This is a genomic window from Pseudomonas sp. H26/SER47-MNA-CIBAN-0231 (genome assembly GCF_040310465.1).
Lineage (GTDB): Bacteria > Pseudomonadota > Gammaproteobacteria > Pseudomonadales > Pseudomonadaceae > Aquipseudomonas > Aquipseudomonas atacamensis.
The window spans coordinates 224,368-251,179 of record NZ_JBEOPW010000007.1; the positions used below are offsets into that span (position 1 = coordinate 224,368).

The window sequence follows — 26,812 nt, forward strand, 5'->3', positions numbered from 1 at the left end:
CGAACTGGCCTCTTCGCGAGCAGGCTCGCTCCCACAGGGAAACGCATTCCAGTTGTGGGAGCGAGCCTGCTCGCGAAGAGGACCTCACACTCACCACAAATCCGCATGAATCTTGCGTTCGATAACCGCCCAAAACCCGCTTTCAGCAATTGAACCCGAGCATACAGGCCCTTCACCATTCATCTCAGAAAACCAATAACAACAAGGTTCGACACCATGCTCCAGTGCCCTGCCCCGCCCGGCTGACCGCCACCGCTGCATCTCAGACCTGCATCACGTTGCCTGCGCCGCACCCGCCGCGACAGCGCAGCCGTTCGCCTTACAAAAACAAGAGAGACCCAAGTCCATGACAGTTTTCCCTGTGCCTTACGCATTGCCCGCTGTGATCGCCCTGGCCATCGCCGGTCTGGCCCTGCCGGCAAGCGCCGAAGAAGGCGGCTTCGTTGAAGGCGCCAAGGTCAACCTCAACCTGCGCAACTTCTATATCAACCGCAACTTCACCAACCCGACCAAGGCCCAAGGCAAGGCTGAAGAGTGGACACAGAGTTTCATCCTCGACGCCAAATCCGGCTTTACCCAAGGCACGGTCGGTTTCGGCATGGACGTACTCGGGCTGTATTCGATCAAGCTCGATGGCGGTAAAGGCACGGGCGGCACGCAGTTGTTGCCGCTGGACCGTGACGGCCGCCCGGCGGACAACTTCGGTCGCACCAACGTCGCTTTCAAAGCCAAACTGTCCCAGACCGAGGTGAAGGTCGGCGAGTGGATGCCGGTATTGCCGATTCTGCGTTCGGACGACGGTCGCTCGCTGCCGCAAACCTTCCGTGGCGGCCAGATCACCTCCAAGGAAATCGCCGGCCTGACCCTCTATGGCGGCCAGTTCCGCGCCAACAGCCCGCGCGACGACAGCAGCATGAGCGACATGTCGATGACCGGCAAAGCCGCGTTCACCTCTGATCGTTTCAACTTCCAGGGCGGCGAATACCTGTTCAACGACAAGCGCACACAGATCGGCCTGTGGAACGCGCAACTCAAGGACATCTACAGCCAGCAGTACCTCAATGTGCTGCACAGTCAGCCGCTCGGCGACTGGACGCTGGGCGCCAACCTCGGCTTTTTCTACGGTAAGGAAGATGGCAGCGCGCGTGCCGGCGATCTGGACAACAAGACCTGGTACGGCATGTTTTCGGCCAAGTACGGCGGCAACACGTTCTACCTCGGCTTGCAGAAATTGACCGGCGACAGCGCGTGGATGCGGGTCAACGGCACCAGTGGCGGCACGCTGGCCAACGACAGCTACAACGCCAGTTATGACAACGCTCAGGAACGCTCCTGGCAGCTGCGCCACGACTACAACTTCGCCGCCATGGGCATCCCCGGCCTGACCCTGATGAACCGCTACATCAGCGGCGACAACGTGCACACCGGGACAATCACCGACGGCAAGGAATGGGGCCGCGAATCGGAACTCGGTTACACGGTGCAGAGCGGCACGTTGAAGGATCTGAACGTCAGATGGCGCAACTCGACCATGCGCCGCGACTTCAGCAACAACGAGTTCGATGAAAATCGCCTGATCGTCAGCTACCCGATCAGCCTTCTCTAACCACACATGCCCCACTGTGGGAGCGAGCCTGCTCGCGAAAGCGCAGCTTCAGTCGACATCTCTGTCGAATTTGAAATGGCCTTCGCGAGCAGGCTCGCTCCCACATTTGATTCCCATCACAGATGCATGCCATTGGTCAGGCCATGTAGCGCTTTTGCGGGCGACAGTTACAGTGAGCAAACCTGAAGGACTCAGGTGCTCCAACCCTTCACGCTTCCGTTTCGTAGTCGGTCTCCAGCTGTGCACCAGGTTGTCATCGGAAGACACCATTTGATCACCGGAGGATCACCTCATGATCACGCGCTGCACCACTGCACCCGATTGGGACGCCAAGGCGTACCAGCAGTTTTCCCGTCTCAGACAACGTCCGGTCAACGAATTGCTCGACCGTATCGAACTGCAAAATCCCCAACGTATTTACGATCTGGGCTGCGGCACCGGCATCGCTACGCAGTTGCTGGCCAAGCGTTGGCCGCGTGCGCGATTGCAGGGCATCGACAGCTCGGCGCAGATGCTCGACGAGGCCCGAGGCCTGCCGATCAAGGCCTTGTGGAAACAATCTGATCTGCTGGACTGGCAGCCTGAGCAACCGGCGGATCTGCTGTTCGCCGCCGCTGTGCTGCATTTTCTCGATGACCACGAAACCTTGCTGCCGCGCCTGCTCGGCTATTTGAATCCTGGCGGCTGCCTCGCAGCGCACATGCCGGATTGGCGCGACGCGTTGTGGTATCGGTTGATGCTGCAAACGTTGGAGGACGCCGGCCCCGGGGGCGCACCATTGGGCACGCCGGAACTGCGCCGGCGCATGGCCGCGCGGCCGCTACTGACGCTGGAGGACTACTACCGTCTGCTCGCGCCAATGACCGCGTCGCTGGACATTTGGGAGACCGAACAACTGCAAGTGGTCGACGGCAAATCGCCGGTGTATGACTGGATCAAGGTCTCGGCGTTAAGACCAGTCATGCAGGCGCTGGATTCAGTGCAGCAGGCGCGGTTTATCTATCACTACCTGATGCGGGTGCATGAGCATTATCCGCAAGAGGAGGATGGGCATACGTTGTTTGCGTTCAAGCGGATATTCATTGTCGCCAGGGTTTGAGTGCATGTGCTGATTAACACATCACGGCGTCTGCCGCTTTCGCGAGCAAGCTCGCTCCCACATTTGTTTTGTGATCGACACAACTCCAATGTGGGAGCTTGCTCGCGAAGGCGTAATTTCGGGCGCCATCAATCCCGGGATTCGACTCCTAGCTCATCCCACACCGACTCCGCCAGATGAAACGTCGCGTTCGCCGCCGGGATGCCGCAGTAAATTGAGCTCTGCATGATCACTTCCTTGATCTCGCCACGGCTCACGCCGTTGTTGGCCGCCGCGCGCAGGTGCAGTTTCAGTTCGCCCTCGCGGTTCATGCCGATCAGCATGGCGATGGTGATCAGGCTGCGGGTATGGCGGGGCAGGCCCGGGCGGGTCCAGATGTCGCCCCAGGCGTGGCGGGTGATCATCTCCTGGAATTCGGAGTTGAACTCGGTCAGCGTGGTCAGGCTGCGATCGACGTGGGCATCGCCCAGCACCGCGCGGCGGACTTGCATGCCTTCGTCGTAACGTTGTTTCTCGTCCACAAATTCTTCCTCACTGAGCCTGCAAAAACGCCAGCACACGGTCGCTGAAAGCGGCGCCGGCCTGCACGTTGGACAAATGCGCCGCATGGAACTCGGCGTACTCGGCACCGCGCACGTGGTCGCGGATGAAGTGCCCGCCGGACGGCGGCGTCACCGCATCTTTGCTGCCGGCAATCACCAGCAACGGCACGTTGATCGAAGCCAGTTGTTCACGGAAATCGGCATCGCGCACGGCCGCGCAGTTGGCCGCATAGCCTTGTGGATTGGTCGCGGCAAGCATGTCGGTAATTTTCTTCGCCGCTTCGGGATGGGCTGCGGAAAAGTCCGGGGTAAACCAGCGCGCAATCGAGGCATCACGCAGTGCGATCATCGCCGCCGGGCCGTCGCGCATTACGGTTTCGATGCGCGGATTCCATACCGACGGATCGCCGATTTTCGCCGCCGTGTTGCACACGATCAGTTTGTGCAGACGATGGCCTGCGTTGATCCCCAGCCACTGACCGATCAGCCCGCCCATCGACAGTCCGCAGAAATGCGCGCGCTCGATATGCAGCGCATCGAGCAGACCGAGCACGTCGCGACCGAGTTGTTCGATGCTGTACGGCCCCTCGGTAACCAGCGATTGACCGTGGCCGCGCGTGTCGAAACGCAGCACGCGGAAATGCTCGGTGAATGCCGGCATTTGCGCGTCCCACATGTGCAGGTCGGTGCCCAGCGAGTTGGACAGCACCAGCACCGGCGCCTCCGCCGGGCCCTCAATTTCATAGTGCAGTTCGCCATCGGCGAGTTGAACGAAAGCCACAGCCCTCTCCTTCAGACAGTCAAAGCGTTGTGTTCAGCCACCGCACGCTCGACCCAGACTTGCGCCTGGCCGAGGTAATGCGCGGGGTTGAGAAGATCATCGAGTTCAGCGCCACTGAGTTCGGCGGTGACTTGCGGCTCGTCAGCGAGCACCGCACGCAAATGGCGTTGCTCGGCCACTGCACGTTTGCAGCATTGTTCGAGCAGGTGATGCGCGGTGTCGCGGCCGACGCGTTGGGCAAGCACGATGCTCACCGCTTCGGCCAGCACCAGGCCTTGGGTCAGTTCGAGGTTGCGGGCCATGCGCGCCGCGTCGACTTCCAGACCGTCGGCCAGCAAGCGCGCCTGTTGCAGCGAACCGGACACCAGGCAGCAGATTTCCGGCAGGGTTTCCCATTCGGCATGCCACAAACCGAGGCTGCGTTCGTGCTCCTGCGGCATCGCGCTGAACAGCGTCGACACCAGCCCCGGCACCCGCGTGGCCGCGCCGATCAGCACCGCTGCGCCAACCGGGTTGCGCTTGTGCGGCATGGTCGACGACCCGCCTTTGCCCGGTGCCGCAGGCTCGAATACTTCCGCTGCTTCGGTCTGCATCAACAGGCTGATGTCGCGGCCGAATTTGCCGAGGCTGCCGGCGATGAGGCCAAGCACCGCGCCGAATTCGACGATGCGATCACGCTGGGTGTGCCACGGTTGCTCGGGCAGGGTCAGTTGCAGCTCTTCGGCCAAGGCCTCAGCGATCGGCAACGCCTGTGCCCCCAGCGCCGCGAGGGTGCCGGAGGCGCCACCAAATTGCAGCACCAGCAGACGCGGTTTCAGCTCCTGTAGACGCTGACGGCTGCGCGTGACGGCGCCCAGCCATCCAGCGATTTTCATCCCGAGAGTCACCGGCGTGGCATGTTGCAGCCAGGTGCGCCCGGCCAGTGGCGTGGTAGCGAAACGTTGTGCCTGAGCTGCGAGCGAGTCGGCCAGTTGCGCCAGTTGGTCTTCAATCAGCGCCAGCGCCTGGCGCAATTGCAGGACCAGCCCGGAATCCATCACGTCCTGACTGGTCGCGCCCAGATGCACATAGCGCTCGGCTTCGGCATCGCTCGAAGCGATCTGCTTGCCCAAGGCCTTGACCAGTGGAATCGCCGAATTGCCGGCCGTGGCAATCGCCTCGCCCAGCGCTGCGAAGTCATACAGACCGGCGTCGCACGCTGCGGCAATCGGTGCCACGGCCGATGAAGGAATCAGCCCGACCCGCGCCTCGGCCCGGGCCAGAGCCGCTTCGAAATCGAGCATCGCCTGCACCCGGCCCTGATCGCAGAACACTTCGCGCATATCGTGGGCGGTGAAGTAGGCATCAAACAATTGATTGCCCGGTCGCTGAGTCATAAACAGTCCTTGCCGGCGCGGGCCTCGCAGCCCGCGCACATGGGTTTACAGATCGTGGTGCAGATACTTCGCCTGCTTGGGCAAACGCAGACTGAACAGGAAGGCCACCGCCATCATCGCCGTGACGTACCAGTAGAAGGCGTTTTCCATGCCGCCGGCCTTGAGGCTCAGGGCCACAAACTCTGCCGAGCCGCCGAAGATTGCATTGGCCACCGCGTAAGCCAGGCCGACACCGAGGGCACGCACTTCCGGCGGGAACATCTCGGCTTTTACCAGACCGCTGATCGAGGTGTAAAAGCTCACAATCGCCAGCGCCAGGGTGATCAGTACGAAGGCGAGGAACGGGCTGCTGATGCTTTTCAGGCTGAGCAGAATCGGCACGGTGAACAGCGTGCCGAGCGCGCCGAACCAGAGCATCGAATTACGCCGGCCGATCTTGTCGGCGAGCATGCCGAACAACGGCTGCATGCACATATAAAGGAACAGCGCGCCGGTCATGATGTAGCTGGCGGTCTTGGCGTGCATCCCGGCGGTGTTCACCAGGTATTTCTGCATGTAGGTGGTGAAGGTGTAGAAAATCAGCGAGCCGCCAGCGGTGTAGCCGAGCACGGTGATGAACGCCGCTTTGTGATCGCGGAACAGTGCAGTGATGCTGCCGGCGTCTTTGTGCGCGCGGGTTTCCTTATTGGTGGTTTCCTTCAGCGAACGACGCAGGAACAGCGAAATCAGCGCCGCCACCGCACCGACCACGAATGGAATCCGCCAGCCGTAGGCACGCAGATCCTCTTCAGTGAGGAACTGTTGCAGCACCACCACCAGCGACACCGCCAGCAATTGCCCGCCAATCAGCGTCACGTACTGGAACGAGGCGAAGAATCCGCGCTGGCCCTTGAGCGCGACTTCGCTCATGTAAGTCGCGGTGGTGCCGTACTCGCCGCCCACCGACAGACCTTGCAGCAAACGCGCGAACAGCAAGAGCACTGGCGCCCAGACGCCGATGTCCTTGTAGGTCGGCAGGCAGGCAATCAGCAGCGAGCCGAAGCACATCATCAGAATCGAGATGAGCATCGAGTTCTTGCGCCCGTGCTTGTCAGCGACCCTGCCGAAAATCCAGCCACCAATCGGCCGCATCAGGAACCCGGCGGCGAACACGCCAGCGGTGTTGACCAGTTGCACGGTGGGGTTATCGGAGGGGAAAAACGCCGGGGCGAAATAGATCGCGCAGAAGGCGTAGACGTAGAAGTCGAACCACTCGACTAGATTGCCGGACGAAGCGCCGACGATGGCAAAGATGCGCTTGCTGCGCTCTTCGCCGGTGTAGTGGGAGGTGGTGGTTGTCATTGTTTTTTCACTCGATAGGGACAGTCACAGTCTAGACATACTTTGCAACAGTCCCGTTCCACATCGGATCATCACCCACGTCTGGATCAGCCTTTGTGGCGAGGGGATTTATCCCCGCTCGAGTGCGAAGCACTCGCAAATCAGATACACGCGGTTCATCTGAATACCGCGCCGACTGGTTTTTGGGGCTGCTTCGCAGCCCAGCGGGGATAAATCCCCTCACCACAGGGACTCTGTCCTGCGGGGGATTTGGGGTGTTCTCTCAATAATCGAAGAACACCGTCTCGGCATCGGTGCCCTGCAGAACCACATTCCACTGGTACACACCCGACGCATCCGCCTTGGCCAGCAACGTCTGGCGACGCTCCGCCGGCACGCACTCGAGCAACGGGTCAGCAACGTTTGCCGGTTCGCCCTCGAAATAAATCCGCGTCAGCAAGTGCTTGACCAGACCGCGAGCAAACACCAGCACCACCAGATGCGGCGCCTGGGTCGAGCCTTTCAACCCCGGCACGGTGCCCGGTTTGATCGTGGTGAAACGGAAGCGCCCTTCGGCATCCACCGGCACCCGGCCGAAGCCTTCGAAATTCGGGTCGAGCGGTTTGTCCTGCTGATCTTCCGGGTGGTCGTACTTGCCGGCGGCGTTGGCCTGCCAGACTTCGAGCATGGCGTCGTTGACGACATCGCCGTTGCCGTCGACCACCTGGCCGGTGATCGCCACGCGCTCGCCGAGGGTCAGCTCGTTGGCCAGGGTTTCGCGGTTCAGCCAGGTCAGGCCGATGTGGTAATACGGCCCGACGGTGTGGGACGTGGTCGCATAGAGCGTCATCTTATTTCTCCATCGGCGTGGCTTCACGGCCGCGCAGCACGATGTCCCAGCGGTAACCGAGGGCGTAGGACGGAATGGTTTTTTCCAGATCGAAAGCAGCGATCAGGCGTTCCTTGGCCGAAGTGTCCGGCACGCAGTTGTAGATCGGGTCATACGCCAGCAACGGGTCGCCGGGGAAATACATTTGCGTGACCAGTCGGGTGAGGATGCTCGGCCCGAACAGGGAAAAGTGGATGTGCGCCGGGCGCCAGGCGTTGTGGTGGTTGCCCCACGGATAGGCGCCGGGCTTGATGGTCTGGAACTGGTACCAGCCATCGGCATCGGTGACGGTGCGGCCGGTGCCGGTGAAGTTCGGGTCCAGCGGCGCGTCGTGCAGGTCGCGGGCATGGTTGTAGCGGCCGGCGGCGTTGGCCTGCCAGATCTCCACCAGAATGCCCGGCACCGGCAGGCCGTCTTCGTCGAGCACGCGGCCGTGAATGATGATGCGCTCGCCCAACGGCTCGCCGTCGTGCTGTGCGGTCAGGTCATTGTCCTTCTCGGCAACGTGTTCGGCGCCGATGGTCGGCCCGGTGATTTCCGACAGCGAGTGCGGCAGGTGCACCAACGGCTTGGACGGCGAGCGCAGGTTGGTGGATTGATACGTCGGGTGCAGGTAGTCAGGCTGAGTGCCTGCCTGTGGGCGACGGTAACCAGGCTTGTCAGTCATTTCGCTTTCCTCAGTTCTTGTAAGTGCCGCAGCGCGTCAGACACGTTCGATGGCCAGGGCCAGACCCTGGCCAACACCGACGCACATGGTCGCCAGACCTTTCTTGCCGCCAGTCTTTTCCAGATGATGCAGGGCAGTCAGCACCAGCCGCGCACCGCTCATGCCCAACGGGTGACCGAGAGCAATCGCGCCGCCATTCGGGTTGACCTGCGGCGCATCGTCGGCCAGGCCCAACTCGCGCAATACCGCGAGGCCCTGGCTGGCAAACGCTTCGTTGAGTTCGATCACGTCGAAATCGCTGACCGCCACGCCGAGGCGCTCGGTCAGTTTGCGCACCGCCGGCACCGGGCCGATGCCCATCACCCGTGGTGCGACGCCGGCGCTGGCCATGCCGAGCACTTTTGCGCGGGCGGTCAGGCCGTGTTTTTTCACCGCTTCGGCCGAAGCCAGAATCAGCGCAGCAGCACCATCGTTGACCCCGGAGGCATTGCCGGCGGTGACGGTTTTGTCCGCGCCGTTGACCGGTTTCAGCTTGGCCAGTGCTTCGATCGTGGTGTCGGCGCGCGGATGTTCGTCCTCGCTGACCACGGTTTCGCCCTTTTTGAGGGCGATGCGCACTTCGACGATTTCTTCAGCGAAGTAACCGGCAGCCTGCGCGGCGGCGGTACGTTGCTGACTGCGCAGAGCAAAGGCGTCCTGATCTGCGCGCGAAACCTTGTAGTCGTCGGCAACGTTGTCAGCAGTCTGCGGCATGGCATCGACGCCGTACTGCGCCTTCATCAGCGGGTTGATGAAACGCCAGCCGATGGTGGTGTCTTCCAGTTTCATGTTGCGCGAGAACGCCGCGTCGGCCTTGCCCATCACGAATGGCGCGCGGGACATCGACTCGACGCCGCCGGCAATCGCCAGCTCCATTTCGCCGCTGGCGATCGCACGGAATGCAGTACCGATCGCGTCCATGCCCGAAGCGCAGAGGCGATTGAGCGTAACGCCGGGCACGCTGTCCGGCAGCCCCGCCAGCAGCAGCGCCATGCGCGCAACGTTGCGGTTGTCTTCGCCGGCCTGGTTGGCGCAGCCGAGGAACACTTCATCGACGACGTTCCAGTCCACCGATGGATTGCGCTCCATCAGGGCCTTGATTGGCACGGCGGCGAGGTCATCGGCGCGCACGGCGGACAGTGCGCCACCGAAACGGCCGATAGGGGTGCGAATCGCGTCGCAGATATACACGTCACGCATCATGCTTCTCCCGGTGCCTGACCGTGGGCGGCAGCGGTGCGCGCTTCAAGATCACGCAGTGCGGTCAACTCGACTTCGGTCGGCTCAGCGGTGGTTTCAACGGAGTCGGCAAAACGAATCGCCCAACCGGTGGCGGCGACCACTTGCTCGCGGGTCGCGCCCGGATGCAGCGCGGTGACCACGAATTCGTGGGTGCCCTCCTCCGGTTCCATGATGCACAGGTCGGTGATGATGCCCACCGGCCCGGCGCCCGGCAGGCCCAGACGTTTACGCGAATCGCCACCTTCGCCGTGACCGACCGAGGTGATGAAGTCGAGCTTGTCGACAAACGACCGCGCCGACTGTTTAAGGATGATCAGCACGCTTTTCGCCGAACCGGCAATCTCCGGCGCGCCACCGGCACCCGGCAGACGCACTTTCGGCGCGTGGTAGTCGCCGACCACGGTGGTGTTGATGTTGCCGAAACGGTCAACCTGCGCGGCGCCGAGGAAACCGACGTCGATGCGCCCGCCCTGCAGCCAGTAGCGAAAAATCTCACCGGTCGGCACCACGGTGTCGGCGGTCTCGGCCAACTCGCCGTCACCGATCGACAGAGGCAGTACGCTCGGCTTGGCGCCAATCGGGCCGGATTCGTAGATCAGCACCACGTCCGGCGATGAAGTCAGGCGCGCGAGGTTGGCGGCTTTCGATGGCAGGCCGATGCCGACGAAACATACCGAGCCGTTCTTCAGGCGCCGGGCCGCCGCGACGGTCATCATTTCATTGGTGGTGTAAGTCATTACTTGGCCTCCGAGGCAGCGGCCAATTTGGCCTGGAATTCGCTGAAGTCAGCGCAGCCATGGATGTATTCGTTGATCCACGCGGTAAACGTCTCACGGTCGCGAGCGATCGGGTCCCACGCCTGATAGAAACGATTGTCACGCTCGGTGTAACCGTGGGCGTAGGACGGATGCGCGCCACCCGGCACGTGGCAGACCGCGCTCAAGGCCCAGGTCGGCAGTACGCAAGCGTTCATCGGTGCATTGAGATCGTCGACGATTTCTTCCACGGTGACGATGCAGCGCTTGGCCGCCAGCGCGGCTTCTTTCTGCACACCGAGAATGCCCCAGAGCAACACGTTGCCTTTGCGGTCGGCCTTCTGCGCGTGAATCACGGTGACGTCCGGGCGCACCGATGGCACTGCCGCCAGCACTTCGCCGGTGAACGGGCAGGTCACGGTTTTGATCAGCGGATTGACCTTCGGCAGGTCGGAGCCGGCGTAGGCACGCAGCACCGCGAACGGCAGGCCGGACGCGCCGGCGACGTAGGCGTTGGCGAGGTCGGCGTGGCTGTGCTCTTCGATTTCCAGCGCGTGCGGCCACTGCTTTTCGACGGCGTCACGCAAACGGTGCAGCGAACCAACACCCGGGTTGCCGCCCCAGGAGAAAATCAGTTTGCGCGCGCAACCGGCGCCGATCAGTTGGTCGTAGATCAGGTCAGGCGTCATCCGCACCAGCGTCAGATCTTTCTTGCCTTGACGAATGATTTCATGACCCGCTGCCGTAGGGATCAGGTGAGTGAAGCCTTCGAGGGCGACGGTGTCGCCGTCGTTGACGAATTGCTTCACCGCGTCGTGCAGCGAAAGGATCTCAGCCATGGAGCGGGCTCCTGTTCTTGTAAGGAATCGCCAGTGATAAAAAGGCGCGAGGTTCAGCGCCGGAGTCACTGAAGATTAAGCTCGGGAAATTCGCCAAACAATCCGATAATCGACTGAGTGTTCGTTTATCGAACGGATTGTTGCTTCCCTAATGATCGTTCCCACGCTCCGCGTGGGAATGCAGCCGGGGACGCTCCGCGTCCCTGTACAGCCGAACGCAGAGCGTCCGTTGAGGCATTCCCACGCGGAGCGTGGGAACGATCGTGAGTCTGCCTCAGGTCGCATCCGCATGACTGACCATGCCCTTGATCAGCACCGCAGCCGTCGCCAAACCGGCCGGGATCACCAGTGCGGTCAGCACCTGCTCGAAATTCCAGCCCAGGCCGAGCAAGGTTGCGCCCATCCACGCGCCGAGGATCGCGCCGAAGCGGCCGATGCCGAGCATCCACGACACCCCGGTCGCGCGGCCTTGAGTCGGGTAGAAGCGTGCCGCCAATGACGGCATCGCCGATTGCGCGCCGTTGACGCACATGCCTGCCACCAGCACCAGCGTCGCCAACAAGGTGATGTTGCCCAGGCTCTGCCCTACCGCGTAGGCAAACACCCCGGCCAGCAGGTAGAAAATGCCGATGACCTTGTGCGGATTGAAGCGATCCATCGCCCAGCCCACCCCGACCGCGCTCAACACGCCGCCAAACTGGAACAACGCACCGATGAACGCGGCCTGTTCCATACTCGCGCCGCTGTCGCGCATCAGCGTCGGCAGCCAACTGGTCAGCAGGTACACAATCACCAGGCCCATGAAATAAGTCAGCCACAACAGCAGCGTGCCGGTGCTGTATGTACCGGAGAAAATCACCGCAAAGACGTTGCGCGCCTTGACGGTTTTCTGCTCCGGCACGCTGAAGCTCGCAGCCTGGGCGACGGTGACCGGGTCGATCGGCGCGAGGGTCTTGCGTACTTTGTCGGTGCCACGGTTGCGCACCACCAGGTAGCGCGCCGATTCCGGCAGCCAGAACACCAATACCACCGCGAGGATCAGCGGCAGGATGCCACCGATCATCAGCAGCGCGTGCCAGCCGAATGCCGGGATCAGTTTTGCCGAGATGAAACCGCCGCCGGCCATGCCGAGGTTGAAGCCGCAGAACATGCTAGTCACCAGCAGCGACTTCTTGCGCTCGGGTGTGTATTCCGACAGCAGCGTCGTGGCGTTGGGCATGCCCGCACCGAGACCGAGGCCGGTCAGGAAGCGCAACACCAGCAGTTGTTCGACGTTGGTGCTGTACGCCGAGGCCAGGCTGAAGCCGCCGAACAGAATCACCGCACCGACGAGGACGACTTTGCGCCCGAAGCGGTCAGCCAACGGGCCGGAGCCGAGCGCGCCGAAGACCATACCAATCAGCGCAGCACTCATCACCGGGCCTAGGCTGGCGCGATCAATGCCCCAGTCTTGCGACAGCGCCGGGGCGATGAAGCCCATGGCGGCGGTGTCGAGGCCGTCGAGAAATACGATCAGGAAACACAGGATCACCACCCGCCACTGATAGCGCGAGATCGGTTGGGCGTTGATGAAGGTCTGCACATCGAGGCAGTTACCCACAGCGGACTGAGGCTGGTTCATTATTTTTATTCCACGCAAAAAACGCAGTCGAACGGCGGCCGGCCAAAGGAAGGCACGGTCACAAGAATAGAAGGTTGTAATCAGGCGTTGCGGTGAACCCGGCAACAACGGGCGGGATACAGACAGTCGGGGAGCGAGCGCATGGTGAGTTGCCTCTTGTCATTATTATGGGGTCGACAGTCCGGCGAGCTCATTCACATCAGCGCCGGATGACGCTGCCGCGACATTAATGATCCGAGGGTTTTAGCGTCAATTCGATAAACGCAACACTGTGCGTTTATCGAACAGCTTCCTCAGGCGAACAACTGCGCACTGAGGTCGCGACTGGCGCTGAGCAGGCCGGGCAAGAAGCGCTGCTCCAGCTCGGCGCGACTGACCCGCCCGGCGTGGGTGCTGACATTCAGCGCGGCGACCACTTGCCCCGAGGCGTCGTACACCGGCACGGCGATCGAGCGCAGGCCCTGTTCCAGTTCCTGATCGACAATGCACCAGCCCTGCTGCCGCACCTGCTGCAGACATTCGAGCAAAGCGTCGGGGGTGTGGATGGTGCGGCTGGTCTTGGCCACCAGTTCGGCATGGTCGAGGTATTCGCCAAGGGATGTGTCGTCCAGCGCGGCCAATAGAATGCGCCCCATCGACGTGCAATAGGCAGGGAGACGCCCGCCGACGGAAAGGTCGACCGAGATCAATCGCTGAGTGGTCGCCGAACGCGCGATATAGAGAATGTCATCGCCCTCCAGCGTCGCCATGTTGCAGGCTTCGTGCAGTTGCTCGCTCATTCGGTCGAGATACGGTTGGGCGGAGACGGCCAGCGGTGTCGAGGACAGATAGGCGTGGCCGAGGGTCAGCACTTTCGGCAGCAGCGAATAGGTGCGCCCGTCGGTGGTGGCGTAGCCGAGCTTGATCAACGTATGCAGGCAACGGCGCACGGCGGCGCGGGGGATTTCCGTGCGATGACTTATCTGCGCGATGGTCAGGTGGCGTTTGCGTTCCTGAAACGCTTGCACCACCGCCAGACCGCGGGCCAGGGAAGTCATGAAATCCGGATCACCGGTCAGCGCCTGAATGCGCTTGGCCGGCGAGGCGACGATGGGCGGCGCCACCGAGGTGAAGGAGTTGCGCATTTGATCGTTCATTTCTTGTCCTTGTCCGGCACGCATCGATGCCTAGTCAAACGGCTCGCCGCGCGATGCACAAGCACCGGGGCGCCAACATTGGGCGATTATCGAACCGCCGACCGATAATCGCAATCCAGCCACCCGCCCTCCTCTTCATCCTTGAGGCAGCTTTAGCGATTCTGCTCGCAACTTAGTTGTTCTAGTTAATGGCGCCAAAAACAGAACGCCTGTTCTATAACGCTGTCTTTACACCTAACTAGCGGCAAAAGTTGCCGGTAACAAAACCCTCACACATTCAGAACCGTTTTTAACTTGGCAAAGATAGTCATTCCCGAATCGGCCGCTATAATGAACCTAGTCGCGGCGCTTTAATCAAAAGCCCGCGACTTGCTGAAACGAGGTCCTTCGTCTCAGCTCCGGCCAGCGCCCGGCGCCCATCACACATGCAACGCCAGCGCTCGCTGAAACAGGAAACTGATGCTGCGTCAGTTTTTATCTGGTGCCGTAGCCGCCTGTAACACGGAAGTCTTGATCGCCTCTGCAATGTCTCCGCGCCCGATCGGGCTGTGGATGACTGGCGGGCTCGCTCAATTGACTCGTTGCAGTGTGTTTCACCGGATATTCAATTCAACTCATACAGGTAGCACCGTGACAAAAGACGAACTGCGCGCGGAACTAGAGCGCCAGGAACAACGTTACAAGGAAGTTTACGGCGGGGAAGTCACCACCTACGCCGCTCAGCCGGAACCGGAACGCAAGGCATGGCGCAAGCGCCCTACCGTCCAGGATCAGGTGTTCAAGCAGGAAATCGAAAAGATCGAAAAGGAACTCAAAGCCGAAGAGCCATGAGCCACGGCGGTTGAGCATTCGAAAGTCGGCGTCCGCCTGAGCCACAGCGCGGTGGAAGACGACACCTCGCGCGCCCGTTAACCGCGGGCAGCGGCTGCATCGCTGTTTTGCGTCTTATGAACGAGCGTCCCACAGGTTTCAGAGATATTTCAGACAAGCGTTTGAGCCTTTGCGATGTCTGAAAAAACGCCTCGAAAATATAGTTTATCCAATAAAATCAAGTAGTTGAAAAACCCTGCGTGCTGCTTGGTTTTCACGCCCTGCAACAAATTAAATCGAAGAAGGGTGTGACCAGTGAGCAGACGGGGCATCGATTTCCTGTCTTTTCTGGCATAATCGCGCCCCCTTACGACCGGGTCAGAAAACCTTCATGATCGATTTATTCAGCGGACTGGATGCTTGGGTGCTTGTGAGCCTCTTGCTCGCCCTGACGTTTGTCCTCGCCTTCGAGTTCATCAATGGATTTCATGACACCGCTAACGCGGTAGCCACTGTTATCTACACCAAAGCCATGCCGCCACACCTGGCGGTGTTCTTTTCCGGTGTGTTCAATTTCCTCGGCGTGCTGCTGGGCGGCGTTGGCGTGGCGTATGCCATCGTCCACCTGCTGCCGGTTGAGCTGCTGATCAATGTGAACACCGGCCATGGCCTGGCGATGGTGTTCTCGTTGCTCGCCGCGGCAATCGCCTGGAACCTGGGCACCTGGTACTTCGGTATCCCGGCTTCGAGCTCGCACACCCTGATCGGCTCGATCCTCGGTGTCGGCCTGGCCAACGCGCTGATCAACGACATCCCGTTGAGAGATGGCGTGAACTGGCAGAAAGCGATCGACATCGGCGCCTCGCTGGTGTTCTCGCCGATGGCCGGCTTCCTCATCGCCGCGCTGGTGCTGATCGGCCTGAAATGGTGGCGCCCGCTGTCGAAGATGCACAAGACGCCGGAACAGCGCCGCAAGATCGACGACAAAAAGCACCCGCCGTTCTGGAACCGTCTGGTCTTGGTGATCTCGGCCATGGCCGTAAGCTTCGTGCACGGTTCCAACGACGGCCAGAAAGGCATCGGCCTGATCATGCTGGTGCTGATCGGTATCGTCCCGGCGCAGTTCGTACTCGATCTGAACAGCACCACCTACCAGATCGAACGCACCCGCGACGCAACCTTGCACCTGAGCCAGTTCTACCAGCGCAACGCCGATTCGCTGGGTGAATTCCTGGCCCTGGGCAAGAGCGTGGAAGGCGACCTGCCGGAGAAATTCCGCTGCAACCCGCAGCAGACCGAACCGACCATCACCGCCCTGCTGCACACTCTCAAAGGTGTAGCGGACTATCATTCGCTGTCGTCGGACAGCCGCATCGAAGTGCGTCGCTACCTGCTCTGCCTGGACGACACGGCGAAGAAAGTCGGCAAGCTTCCAGGCCTCGAAGCCCGTGAAAAGGCTGACCTCGACAAGCTGCGCAAAGACCTGACCACCACCACTGAATACGCCCCGTTCTGGGTGATTCTGGCGGTCGCCCTGGCACTGGGCCTGGGCACCATGGTCGGCTGGAAGCGTGTGGTGCTGACCATTGGCGAGAAGATCGGCAAGCAGGGCATGACCTATTCCCAGGGCATGTCGGCGCAGATCACCACCGCCAGTTTGATCGGCATGGCCAACATCTTCAGCCTGCCAGTGTCGACCACTCATGTGTTGTCTTCGGGTGTGGCCGGGACCATGGTTGCCAATAAAAGCGGCCTGCAGGGTGGCACGGTCAAGACTATTCTGCTGGCCTGGGTGTTGACCCTGCCGGCGACCGTGGCGCTGTCGGCCGGGTTGTTCTGGTTGGCTTCGAAGGCTTTGGGTAGTTGATCGTTAGCTGTTGATTGGAAAAGGCGTGATTCGTGAGGATCACGCCTTTTTTGTTATTGGGGGTAAGAAGTCTGCCGAAGGGGCAAAAGATCAAAAGCCAAAGCAAAAGCCAGATCAAGAGCCCCTCACCCTAGCCCTCTCCCGGAGGGAGAGGGAACTGACCGAGGTGTTTAATCGAAGTACGCCGACCTGAGATACCGAGTCGATGCAGGTTTTGAACACCACACAAATCGGCCCCCTCTCCCTCGGGAGAGGGCTGGGGTGAGGGGCAGCAACAATGCAAATCAAAAGCCGAACACCCACGCTTTTCACCACTCAATAGGCCGAGTGTCAGCTCGCCTGCTCTTGATCTTGATCCACCGGCGACGTCGGAAGGCTGAGCGGAGGGATTGATCCGGGCGTGGGAGCGCAGCGACCGTCTGGCGCAGCCAGACACAGCGGAAGGAGGTGCAGCGAAGCAAACCGGAGCCGCTGCGCCCGGATCAGTCCCGGAGCGAAGGGACCCGAGCCTGCGAGGGCCGAACGCAGGAGCTAGCGTTTTGGTTACTTTTTGGCGTCTGAAAAAGTGACTCGCCGTAAGGGCGAAACCGCCAGCCGCCACACCCGAAGCAACGGATATTCACCCAAAACCCCAACAGCCTGGTCGGCCCAAAGGCCGCCAAGGCCGCCAAGGCCGCCAAGGCAAAAAAAAGGGGCAACCGAAGTCGCCCCAAAATGCCTTGCGTGCCCATCAATCCAGAAGAACTCACTTGCGCCGCTTATGCGCATCCTTCCAGATAAAAAATCCAAACCCTGCAAAAAACAGCACCATGAGCCCCACCGTGAGAACTCCGGCAAACACCACGTTATCGAAAAACATGACTGACCTCCCGGCCCTGCTTTGCTTTGCTTTGCTTTGCTTTGCTGCGATGGATTCAAATTAACAAACACACAGGCGCACATATTGACCAGGATCAATATCCGCAACGTTGGGAAATAAAGGAGGGGAAATAACTGATCTGCATCAACCAATGCAGCGGGAGATCAACGCTTTTTCGGCTTGTTCTTCGACTTTTTCTTGGCTTTTCCCAACGGCATCGCCTGCTCGAAAGCCTGGCGCACTTCGTTCAGGCGCTTTTCGTTGAGGTCATGCACACGCTTGGCGCGTTCAGTGCTGAGGTCGATCAGTTTGTCGTCTTGGCTCATGGCGTCCGGCACATCGCAGAAGAGATCACAGCTGCCGTCACCGACAGGATTGCGCCAATCATGCCGCTTGGCGCTGGCGCTGACCAGTCACTGCTCAAATCTCGATATCGACCCACAAGCCCTGACGCGGCTGATCGTCTATCAACGGCACCACCGGCACGGTGTTGTCGGCATTCAACTCGGTACCCGGCACGGCCAGATGCTCTTCAGGATCTTCATCCGCCTCGCGGCGTCGGCGGTCACGTTCCTGTTGACGACGCTGTTCTTCGCGCGCCAGCAGACGATCCTCTTCCGGATCACGCTTCTGCAGATCGATCGTGCTTTCGTTGGAGCTTTCCTGCACCGGCACCACCGGCGGGATGTCCGGCCGCTGGCGGATCGGATCCTGCTGGGAAGTGATCGGCACGGCGCTCAAGGGGAGCATCGGTGGCAACATATAAAGGTCTCCTGTCTGCAGGCTATCGGCTGGGGCGCAGGCGCCTTGAGCCGCCTGTCGCAAACTTGTGATGCGCTTGGCACCTGTTGGAGCTGCCGAAGGCTGCGATCTCTTATGGGACAACGCAAAACCGAAGTGTTCCCACAGATCAAAAGATCGCAGCCTGCGGCAGCTCCTACCCCAGTATTTCTTTGGCCTGAAGCCCGCATTCCGTTAAGATAGCCCGCTTTTTCAAGGTGGGAGTCAGGCAGCATGGCGCAGCAGTATCAACCGGGGCAACGCTGGATCAGTGACAGCGAAGCAGAGCTTGGTTTAGGCACCGTTCTGGCACAGGACGGCCGCTTGCTGACCGTGCTTTACCCGGCCACTGGCGAAACCCGCCAGTACGCGCTACGGAATGCGCCCCTGACCCGCGTGCGGTTCTCGCCCGGCGACTCCATCACCCATTTCGAAGGCTGGAAGATGACCGTGCAGCAGGTCGACGACGTCGACGGGCTGATGGTCTATCACGGCCTCAACGGGCAGAACGAAGTCGTCACCCTGCCGGAAACCCAGCTGTCGAACTTCATTCAGTTCCGTCTGGCCAGCGACCGCCTGTTCGCCGGACAGATCGACCCGCTGCCGTGGTTCTCCCTGCGCTACAACACCCTTGAACACACCAGCCGCCAGTTGCAGTCCTCGCTGTGGGGCCTGGGTGGCGTGCGTGCGCAACCGATCGCGCACCAGCTGCACATCGCCCGCGAAGTCGCCGACCGTATCGCCCCGCGCGTATTGCTGGCGGACGAAGTAGGTCTGGGTAAAACCATCGAAGCCGGTCTGGTCATCCATCGCCAACTGCTCTCGGGCCGCGCCAACCGCGTGCTGATTCTGGTCCCGGAAAACCTCCAGCATCAGTGGCTGGTGGAGATGCGCCGCCGCTTCAATCTGCAGGTCGCGCTGTTCGACGAAGAACGCTTTATCGAAAGCGATGCCACCAACCCGTTCGAAGACACGCAACTGGCGCTGGTCGCGCTGGAGTGGCTGGTCGACGACGAGAAGGCACAGGACGCCTTGTTCGCTGCCGGTTGGGACCTGATGGTGGTCGACGAAGCGCACCACCTGGTCTGGCATGAAGACAAGGCCAGCGCGGAGTATTCGCTGGTCGAGCAACTGGCCGAAGTCATCCCCGGCGTGCTGCTGCTCACCGCCACCCCGGAACAACTCGGTCAGGACAGCCACTTCGCCCGTCTGCGCCTGCTCGACCCGAACCGTTTCCACGACCTGGCCGCGTTCCGCGCCGAGAGCGACAACTATCGCCCGGTCGCCGAAGCGGTGCAGGAACTGCTCGACAAGGGCCGTCTCTCCGCCGAAGCGCACAAGACCATTCACGGTTTCCTCGGCAACGAAGGCGAAGCCCTGCTCACCGCCGTCAACGATGGCGATACTGAAGCCAGCGCCCGCCTCGTGCGTGAACTGCTCGATCGCCACGGCACCGGCCGCGTGCTGTTCCGCAACACCCGCGCCGCCGTGCAGGGTTTCCCGGAGCGCAAACTGCATCCGTATCCACTGCCGTGCCCCGACGAATACCTCGAACTGCCGCTGGGCGAACACGCCGAGCTGTACCCGGAAGTCAGCTTCCAGGCGCAGCCGGAAGCCAGTGAAGAAGAGCGCTGGTGGAAATTCGATCCGCGCGTCGAGTGGCTGATCGATCAGCTGAAAATGCTCAAGCGCACCAAAGTGCTGGTGATCTGCGCCCACGCCGAAACCGCGATGGACCTGGAAGACGCGTTGCGCGTGCGTTCCGGCATCCCGGCCACGGTGTTCCACGAAGGCATGAACATCCTCGAGCGTGATCGCGCCGCCGCCTACTTCGCTGATGAAGAGTTCGGCGCGCAAGTGCTGATCTGCTCGGAAATCGGCAGTGAAGGTCGCAACTTCCAGTTCGCTCACCATCTGGTGCTGTTCGATCTGCCGTCGCACCCGGACCTGCTCGAGCAGCGCATCGGCCGTCTCGACCGGATCGGCCAGAAGCACATCATCGAACTGCACGTGCCGTACCTGGAAACCAGCCCGCAAGAGCGCCTGTTCCAGTGGTACCACGAAGCGCTCAACGCCTTCCTCAACACCTGCCCGACCGGCAACGCCTTGCAGCATCAGTTCGGCCCGCGCCTGCTGCCGCTGCTCGAAGAAGCCGATGACGGCGAGTGGCAAGCGCTGATCGACGAAGCACGCGCCGAGCGTGAACGTCTCGAAGCCGAGCTGCACACTGGCCGCGACCGTCTGCTGGAATTGAATTCCGGCGGCGCTGGCGAAGGTGAAGCGCTGGTAGAAGCGATCCTTGAGCAGGACGATCAGTTCGCCCTGCCGATCTACATGGAAACCCTGTTCGACGCCTTCGGCATCGACAGCGAAGACCACTCGGAAAACGCCCTGATCCTCAAGCCGAGCGAGAAGATGCTCGACGCCAGTTTCCCGCTGGGCGACGACGAAGGCGTGACCATCACCTACGACCGCAATCAGGCGCTGTCGCGCGAAGACATGCAGTTCATCACCTGGGAACACCCTATGGTGCAAGGCGGCATGGATCTGGTGCTGTCCGGTTCGATGGGCAACACCGCCGTCGCGCTGATCAAGAACAAGGCGCTGAAGCCGGGCACCGTGTTGCTCGAATTGCTGTACGTCAGCGAAGTGGTCGCACCGCGCTCGCTGCAACTGGGTCGCTACCTGCCACCGGCGGCGCTGCGTTGCCTGCTCGATGCCAATGGTAATGACCTGTCGCCACGGGTGTCATTCGAAACCCTCAACGATCAGCTGGAAAGCGTGCCACGGGCCAGCGCCAACAAGTTCATCCAGGCCCAGCGCGATCAGCTGACGCCACGGATCAACGCCGGCGAAGAAAAGATCGCCCCGCGGCACGCCGAGCGTGTGGCCGAAGCGCGCCGTCGTCTGGCCGCCGACACCGACGAAGAACTGGCGCGCCTGACCGCGTTGCAAGCGGTCAACCCGACCGTGCGCGACAGCGAACTGGAGGCGTTGCGCACTCAGCGTGAGCAGGGTCTGGCGATGCTCGACAAAGCGGCGCTGCGCCTGGAAGCGATTCGGGTGCTGGTAGCGGGTTAACCGCCCCGCTCCACCGCTGAAAACCAAGAGGCCCGCAGTGATGCGGGCCGATCGTTCCCACGCTCTGCGTGGGAACGATCATGTGGGAGCGAGCCTGCTCGCGAAAACGGTCAGGCAGTCGCCGCAGAAATTTCTGGCTCAACCACCGCCACCAATCCCTCCTTCATCCGCTGCGCATCGCGAACAAAACACCGCGATGCCAGAAACAGAAAGACCATCGTCAGGAACAGCGCCACCGGGATCAGGTACATCGCGTCATGCAGGCCGACAGCCTTGAACGCTTCGGTCATCTGCTCAGCCCCCGCCGCCAGCATCGCCGTATGCGCGAAGTGATCCGACAGCCCACCCACCACCACCGGCCCCAACCCGCCGCCGAGCAAATACAGACCGGCGAAGAACAACGCCATCGCCGTGGCCCGCAGGCGTGGTTCGACGACGTCCTGAATCGCCGTGTACACGCAGGTGTAGAAGTTGTAGGCGAACAGCCAGCCGACGCTGAACACCGCGACGAACACACCGATCTCGATGCGCCCGGCATGCAGCGCCCACGCCGTGCACAGGGTCGAAATGATCAGACTGAACGCGGCAAACAGCAGCCGCCCACTGGCGAAACGCTGATGAATCTTGTCGGCAATCCAGCCGCCAAGGGTCAGCCCGACCAGTCCGGTGACGCCGACGATCACGCCGGTGGCCACCGCCGCCTCCTGCAACGGCATGAGGAAATAGCGCTGCAGCATCGGCACCAGAAACGAGTTGCAGGCATAGGTCGCGAAGTTGAAGCACAGCCCGGCCATGACCAGCCACAGGAAGGTCGGCACAGCGAGCACGCGGCGGATCGGTTTGTCGACTTTCTCTTGCGAGACCTGCACGGTTTCCGCTGCGCCGCGTTTCGGCTCTTTGATGAAGAACATGAACACCGCGAGGATCAGCCCCGGCATGGCGGCGATGAAGAACGGCGCACGCCAGCTGTCGAACGCCTTGACCATCGCGCCGATGGTGAAGAACGCCAGCAGCAGCCCCAGCGGCAGGCCAAGCATGAAAATACCCATCGCCCGCGCCCGACGGTGCGCCGGAAACAGATCGCCGATCAGCGAGTTGGCCGCTGGTGCGTAACTGGCTTCGCCGATGCCAATGCCCATGCGCACGATGAGGAAACTCCAGAAACTGCCGACCATGCCGTTGACCGCAGTCAGCGCACTCCAGGTCGCCAGGCCCCAGCCCATCAGTTTGCTGCGTGAACCGGTGTCGGCCATGCGCCCGAGTGGCAGGCCGGCAATCGCGTAAACGATGGTGAACGCGGTGCCGATGATGCCCAGCTGAAAGTCGCTGAGGTGCCATTCCATGCGGATCGGTTCGATGATGATCGCCGGGATGGTGCGGTCGAAGAAATTGAACAGGTTGGCGAGGAACAGCAGGAACAGAATGCGCCAGGCATTCGCCGCTTGGGTCGAGTTCTGCATGGGTCCGTCTCTTTATTGTTATGAGGGCTTCACTGCCAGCGCGTCGAGCCCGGAACCTGCAATCTAGTCAGCTGCGCCGGGGCTGTCTGTCATCATTCGTCAGCCTGATATCGACCCATCGCACTGTAACGAAACGTAAGCCCTTGATAAGTCTGGAATCCCCCGCCATACGGGGCTTTCGCGGCAAAATCCAGCGACAAAAAAATAGTTTCGCGCCCCCCTTCCCAACGCCATGGCAAAGCCTAGAATGGCCGCCGGATCCGTCCGGATCTTCCGATCAATCCCTTTGATACCCCCGCCCATGTCCGAAGCCAGTCCGTGTCTGAATTGCGGTGCCTGCTGTTCCCATTTTCGCGTGTCTTTTTTCTGGGGTGAGTGCTCATCCGCTGGCGGGACGGTGCCCGATGAACTGGTCGCGCAGATCACTCCGAGCCGGGTGGCGATGATCGGCACCGATCGCAAGCCCACGCGTTGCACGTCTCTGGCGGGTGAGGTCGGCAGCGCTGTGGCCTGCACGATCTATGACAAACGTTCGAGCACCTGCCGCGAGTTCGAGGCGTCGTGGGAGAACGGCGAGCACAATCCCGACTGCGACAAGGCCCGCGCCGCCCACGGCCTGCCGCCCTTGCCGCCACACTGGAACGACCTGCCGCTGGAGCGCATTGCCTGAGCCTTAGCGCGAATCGCTATGAGGCTAATGGCAAAATCATTACCACCAATGTGCCACTACGCCTTGCAGCGTGAAAACCGCCTCTATACTGCTTTCATTCGCCTGCGTTGATTGACGCAAGGGCCAGATGAATCCGAGACGGGGCACGCTATGGAGTGGCTTGGTTTGCAGTTTGTTGCCGAGCTGCCGGCGAGCGGGCAGATTCTCCTCGATTGCAGCCACAACCCTTTGTTGGTGATGGTGGCCTATCTGGTCGCCTGCGCGGCGAGTTTCGCCACCCTGGACATGGCAGAGCGCCTGGTGCATGCCGAAGACCCGGGGTCGCGGCGAATCTGGCGCTGGATCGGTGCGACCTGCCTGGCCGGCGGCATCTGGGCCATGCACTTCATCGGCATGCTGGCCTTCCAGACCCCCATCGATATTCAGTACGACCTCGGCATCACCCTCTTGTCGTTGCTGATCGCCCTGCTCGCCTCGTGGCTGGCCATGCATACCCTCAGTGAGGTGCAGCCGAGCGCACTGCATTGCCTGAAGACCGCGTGTGTCATCGGTTTGGGTATCGCTGGCATGCATTACGTCGGCATGGCCGCGATGAAGTCGAGCGCCACCGCCTACTATCAGCCAGGGCTGTTCGCGCTGTCGGTGCTGATTGCCATCGGCGCCAGTTTCACCGCGCTGTGGGTGGCGCGCTATTTGAGCGAAGGCAGTGGCGTGGCGCATCAATTGCTCAAGTACAGCGCGGCGCTGATTCTCGGCGCCGGCATCATCAGCATGCACTTCACCGGCATGGCTGCGCTGGATCTGGTGCTTCCCGAAGGTGCCCTGGCAGCGAGCGGCAGTGAAACCGGGCATTTGCAACTTGGCCTGACCGTGGCGCTGATCATCCTGCTGATTCTCGGCAGTGCGATCAGCGCCGCCCTCGCCGACAAGAAACTGCAGAACAAGGAAAACGACCTGCGCCGGCTCAACGCCCTGCTCAGCCAACTCGATCAGGCGCGCATGTCTTTGCAGCAAGCGGCCAATTACGACGCGCTGACCAATCTGATCAACCGCCGTGGATTCAACCAGATGTTCGCCGAAAAACTCAGCCAGAAAACCAGCGAGGGTGGCATGCTCGCGGTGATGTTTCTCGACATCGACCACTTCAAGCGCATCAACGACAGCCTCGGCCATGACGCTGGTGACGCGCTGCTCAAAGTCATCGCCCAGCACATCAAGAGCTCGGTGCGCAGCCATGAAGACGTGGTCGCGCGGTTCGGCGGCGACGAGTTCTGCATCCTCATCAGCCTGCGCGACCGCGAAGAGGCGCGCGGTATGGCGCAGCGCATCATGCACAAGATGAAAGAGCCGATCGAACTGGCCGGCCGGCGCATGGTGATGACCACCAGCATCGGCATCAGCCTGTTTCCCGAAGACGGCACCACTTGCGAAGAGCTGCTCAAACACGCCGACCTGGCCTTGTACCAATCCAAAGGCGCCGGGCGCAACGGTCTGCACTTCTTCAATTCCAGCCTGAAGACCCGCGCCAGTTTCGAGCTGCAACTGGAAGAGGAACTGCGCAGTGCGCTACGGCAAGACCACGCGCTGATGCTCTACTACCAGCCGATCTTCGAAGTGAAAACCGGACGCGTGACCAAGCTCGAGGCGCTGATTCGCTGGCAGCATCCGGTTCACGGTTTGCTCACACCGGATCGCTTCATCGGTATCGCCGAGAACAATGGTCTGATCGCCGAACTGGACAACTGGGTGCTGCGCCGCGCCTGCAAGGATCTCGGCGAGTTGTCGCGGCATGGTTGTGCCGAATTGAAAATCGCCTGGAACTGCTCGCCGCTGAATCTGGCGCGCGAAGAGCTGGCCGAGGAGATCGAGCACGCCTTGCACACGGCGGGCGTTGCCCCGGAACGCCTGGAACTGGAGGTCACCGAAAACGCCTTGATGGGCAATATCGCCGACACTTTGGTGCTGCTGCGGCAGATCCGCGCCCTCGGTGTGTCGCTGTCGATCGATGATTTCGGCACCGGCTATTCGTCGCTGGCCTACCTCAAGCGCCTGCCGCTGAACACCCTGAAAATCGACCGCTCGTTCATCCTCGACATCCCCACCGCCACGGCGGACATGGAGATCGTCCAGGCGATCATCGTCATGGCCCACACCCTGCATCTGCAGGTGGTTACCGAGGGCGTCGAGAGCCTGGAGCAATACGAGTTTCTCGAGCGTTCGGGCTGCGATTTCATTCAGGGTTATCTGCTCAGCCGCCCGGTGCCGCTGGACGAATTGCGCGCGGTGCTCGATGAAATCAACCAGCGCAAACCCGTGCTCGGGGTCAATCCGTTGAGTCTGGCGCGCGATACATTTGCACCAGCGTCGCTGGATCCTTCCCTAAAAAGCCTTGCGCCCCATGCAGGCGCATCAATTGTGCGGCCAATCCGCTGATTGGCGTCGCCGAGCCCTGCTCGCGGGAAAATTTCACCGCCGTGTCGAGATCCTTGAGCAGCGTGCGCACGTGCCACTTGATCGGTTCGAAACGGCTTTCGGCCATTTCCGGGGCAAGGATCTGCAACGGCTTGGAATCGGCAAAGCCACCGGCCAGCGCCTCGGCGATCAGACTGGCATCGACCCCCGCCTGCTCGGCCAGCGCCACCACTTCGGCAATCACCAGCGCATTGCACGCGACGATCATCTGGTTACAGGCCTTGGTGACCTGGCCGGCACCGACGCCGCCCATATGCGTGACGCGCTGACCGAGGCTGAGCAGCACCGGGCGCACGCGCTCAACATCTGCCGCTGCACCACCGACCATGATTGCCAGGCTGCCTGCTTCGGCGCCGACCACACCGCCGGACACCGGTGAATCAAGCCAGCCCATAGCGGTTTTCTCGGCCAGCTCTGCGGCCATTTCGCGAGTCGCGGTCGGTTCAAGACTGGAGAAATCCACCAAAAGCTGGCCGTTTTTCGCACCTTCGGCAACACCGCCAGCGCCAAACACCACTTCACGCACCACGGCGGTATCGGCCAGACACAGCATGACGATGTCGGCGTGTGCGCACAGTTCGGCAGGGCTCGATACCTGTCGGGCGCCGGCCGCAACCAGCGGTGCGCACTTGTCCGGGTTGCGGTTCCACACCGTCAGCGGGTAACCCGCCGCCAGCAGACGCCGGCACATGGGCAGGCCCATCAGGCCGATTCCGGCAAACCCCAACGAAGGTAGCGTTGACATCATTTCGCCTCTTTTCGATTAAAGATCACCGAATCATGGCCGATTCATCAACGATCAGGAAAGGATTCCGCCCGGCGATCAGACCAGCCAGCACTACGACGCCCGGGCCGTATTCGCGCACACAAGACGCGAGATCTTATTCCGTGAGGTTCGCCG

The 26,812-nt window shown here is 61.4% G+C and carries 23 protein-coding genes; 7 read left to right on the forward strand and 16 right to left on the reverse strand.

Features of this window, described 5'->3' with window-relative positions; genetic code table 11:
• The first annotated feature begins 346 nt into the window (after positions 1 to 346).
• Both AAEZ10_RS13935 and AAEZ10_RS13940 read left to right on the forward strand, forming a co-directional pair.
• The gene (locus tag AAEZ10_RS13935) at positions 347 to 1,606 is read left to right on the forward strand and encodes an OprD family porin (RefSeq protein ID WP_073475836.1); all 1,260 of its coding nucleotides are present in this window, start codon (positions 347 to 349) and stop codon (positions 1,604 to 1,606) included.
• Positions 1,607 to 1,898: 292 nt separating this feature from the next.
• Positions 1,899 to 2,705, forward strand: coding sequence for a methyltransferase domain-containing protein (locus AAEZ10_RS13940; RefSeq protein WP_350569619.1), 807 nt, complete (start codon positions 1,899 to 1,901; stop codon positions 2,703 to 2,705).
• Between the two features lie 128 nt (positions 2,706 to 2,833).
• On the opposite strand, the gene pcaC is transcribed toward AAEZ10_RS13940, so the two are convergent.
• The 11 genes from pcaC to pcaR form a co-directional block, all read right to left on the reverse strand.
• Positions 2,834 to 3,226: a 4-carboxymuconolactone decarboxylase gene (pcaC, locus tag AAEZ10_RS13945; RefSeq protein ID WP_350569621.1), complete on the reverse strand. Its 393-nt coding sequence runs from the start codon at positions 3,224 to 3,226 to the stop codon at positions 2,834 to 2,836.
• A gap of 10 nt (positions 3,227 to 3,236) precedes the next feature.
• A complete protein-coding gene (pcaD, locus tag AAEZ10_RS13950) occupies positions 3,237 to 4,028 on the reverse strand; it encodes a 3-oxoadipate enol-lactonase (protein ID WP_350569623.1) in 792 nt (263 codons plus the stop codon).
• 11 nt (positions 4,029 to 4,039) lie between these two features.
• A complete protein-coding gene (locus AAEZ10_RS13955; protein WP_122706412.1) occupies positions 4,040 to 5,404 on the reverse strand; it encodes a 3-carboxy-cis,cis-muconate cycloisomerase in 1,365 nt (454 codons plus the stop codon).
• A gap of 45 nt (positions 5,405 to 5,449) precedes the next feature.
• Positions 5,450 to 6,745 (reverse strand): MFS family transporter, encoded by a 1,296-nt coding sequence (locus AAEZ10_RS13960; RefSeq protein ID WP_041478914.1) that lies wholly within the window; start codon positions 6,743 to 6,745, stop codon positions 5,450 to 5,452.
• A 262-nt stretch (positions 6,746 to 7,007) separates the two neighbouring features.
• On the reverse strand, positions 7,008 to 7,574 hold the full coding sequence (gene pcaG / locus AAEZ10_RS13965; protein ID WP_076566302.1) for a protocatechuate 3,4-dioxygenase subunit alpha: 567 nt from the start codon (positions 7,572 to 7,574) through the stop codon (positions 7,008 to 7,010).
• Between the two features lies 1 nt (position 7,575).
• Positions 7,576 to 8,280, reverse strand: a complete 705-nt coding sequence (pcaH, locus tag AAEZ10_RS13970; RefSeq protein WP_076566301.1) for a protocatechuate 3,4-dioxygenase subunit beta — start codon at positions 8,278 to 8,280, stop codon at positions 7,576 to 7,578.
• Positions 8,281 to 8,316: 36 nt separating this feature from the next.
• On the reverse strand, positions 8,317 to 9,522 hold the full coding sequence (gene pcaF / locus AAEZ10_RS13975) for a 3-oxoadipyl-CoA thiolase (protein ID WP_350569627.1): 1,206 nt from the start codon (positions 9,520 to 9,522) through the stop codon (positions 8,317 to 8,319).
• The gene (locus tag AAEZ10_RS13980; protein WP_350569629.1) at positions 9,519 to 10,298 is read right to left on the reverse strand and encodes a CoA-transferase subunit beta; all 780 of its coding nucleotides are present in this window, start codon (positions 10,296 to 10,298) and stop codon (positions 9,519 to 9,521) included. The genes pcaF and AAEZ10_RS13980 overlap by 4 nt, the downstream gene beginning before the upstream one ends.
• Positions 10,298 to 11,155 carry a CoA transferase subunit A gene (locus AAEZ10_RS13985; protein WP_024011937.1) on the reverse strand — a complete coding sequence of 286 codons (858 nt, stop codon included), beginning with the start codon at positions 11,153 to 11,155 and terminating at the stop codon, positions 10,298 to 10,300. Before AAEZ10_RS13985 ends, AAEZ10_RS13980 begins: the two co-directional genes overlap by 1 nt.
• A gap of 274 nt (positions 11,156 to 11,429) precedes the next feature.
• Positions 11,430 to 12,776, reverse strand: coding sequence for a 4-hydroxybenzoate transporter PcaK (pcaK, locus tag AAEZ10_RS13990; protein ID WP_073475852.1), 1,347 nt, complete (start codon positions 12,774 to 12,776; stop codon positions 11,430 to 11,432).
• A 293-nt stretch (positions 12,777 to 13,069) separates the two neighbouring features.
• On the reverse strand, positions 13,070 to 13,912 hold the full coding sequence (gene pcaR / locus AAEZ10_RS13995; RefSeq protein WP_016771343.1) for a pca regulon transcriptional regulator PcaR: 843 nt from the start codon (positions 13,910 to 13,912) through the stop codon (positions 13,070 to 13,072).
• Between the two features lie 630 nt (positions 13,913 to 14,542).
• Here pcaR and AAEZ10_RS14000 point away from each other — a divergent pair.
• Together AAEZ10_RS14000 and AAEZ10_RS14005 are read left to right on the forward strand one after the other, a co-directional pair.
• Positions 14,543 to 14,743 carry a hypothetical protein gene (locus tag AAEZ10_RS14000; RefSeq protein ID WP_008080067.1) on the forward strand — a complete coding sequence of 67 codons (201 nt, stop codon included), beginning with the start codon at positions 14,543 to 14,545 and terminating at the stop codon, positions 14,741 to 14,743.
• Between the two features lie 370 nt (positions 14,744 to 15,113).
• Positions 15,114 to 16,589: an inorganic phosphate transporter gene (locus AAEZ10_RS14005; RefSeq protein WP_016771345.1), complete on the forward strand. Its 1,476-nt coding sequence runs from the start codon at positions 15,114 to 15,116 to the stop codon at positions 16,587 to 16,589.
• 745 nt (positions 16,590 to 17,334) lie between these two features.
• Here the strand turns inward: AAEZ10_RS14005 and ccoM are convergent.
• From ccoM to AAEZ10_RS14020, 3 genes are all read right to left on the reverse strand, one after another.
• Positions 17,335 to 17,448, reverse strand: coding sequence for a cytochrome c oxidase subunit CcoM (gene ccoM, locus AAEZ10_RS14010; protein WP_016771346.1), 114 nt, complete (start codon positions 17,446 to 17,448; stop codon positions 17,335 to 17,337).
• Positions 17,449 to 17,612: 164 nt separating this feature from the next.
• On the reverse strand, positions 17,613 to 17,774 hold the full coding sequence (locus AAEZ10_RS14015; protein WP_016771347.1) for a hypothetical protein: 162 nt from the start codon (positions 17,772 to 17,774) through the stop codon (positions 17,613 to 17,615).
• A gap of 94 nt (positions 17,775 to 17,868) precedes the next feature.
• On the reverse strand, positions 17,869 to 18,210 hold the full coding sequence (locus AAEZ10_RS14020; RefSeq protein WP_024011931.1) for a hypothetical protein: 342 nt from the start codon (positions 18,208 to 18,210) through the stop codon (positions 17,869 to 17,871).
• A 252-nt stretch (positions 18,211 to 18,462) separates the two neighbouring features.
• On the opposite strand from AAEZ10_RS14020, the gene rapA reads away from it, so the two are divergent.
• Positions 18,463 to 21,309: an RNA polymerase-associated protein RapA gene (gene rapA, locus AAEZ10_RS14025; protein WP_041478023.1), complete on the forward strand. Its 2,847-nt coding sequence runs from the start codon at positions 18,463 to 18,465 to the stop codon at positions 21,307 to 21,309.
• 110 nt (positions 21,310 to 21,419) lie between these two features.
• On the opposite strand, the gene AAEZ10_RS14030 is transcribed toward rapA, so the two are convergent.
• Positions 21,420 to 22,769: a spinster family MFS transporter gene (locus tag AAEZ10_RS14030; protein WP_350569633.1), complete on the reverse strand. Its 1,350-nt coding sequence runs from the start codon at positions 22,767 to 22,769 to the stop codon at positions 21,420 to 21,422.
• A gap of 301 nt (positions 22,770 to 23,070) precedes the next feature.
• Here AAEZ10_RS14030 and AAEZ10_RS14035 point away from each other — a divergent pair, with 301 nt between their 5' ends.
• Positions 23,071 to 23,439 (forward strand): YkgJ family cysteine cluster protein, encoded by a 369-nt coding sequence (locus tag AAEZ10_RS14035; RefSeq protein ID WP_016771350.1) that lies wholly within the window; start codon positions 23,071 to 23,073, stop codon positions 23,437 to 23,439.
• 150 nt (positions 23,440 to 23,589) lie between these two features.
• On the forward strand, positions 23,590 to 25,872 hold the full coding sequence (locus AAEZ10_RS14040) for a putative bifunctional diguanylate cyclase/phosphodiesterase (RefSeq protein ID WP_350569635.1): 2,283 nt from the start codon (positions 23,590 to 23,592) through the stop codon (positions 25,870 to 25,872).
• On the opposite strand, the gene AAEZ10_RS14045 is transcribed toward AAEZ10_RS14040, so the two are convergent.
• The gene (locus AAEZ10_RS14045; protein WP_350569637.1) at positions 25,763 to 26,659 is read right to left on the reverse strand and encodes an NAD(P)-dependent oxidoreductase; all 897 of its coding nucleotides are present in this window, start codon (positions 26,657 to 26,659) and stop codon (positions 25,763 to 25,765) included. The genes AAEZ10_RS14040 and AAEZ10_RS14045 overlap by 110 nt on opposite strands.
• Positions 26,660 to 26,812: the final 153 nt, after the last annotated feature.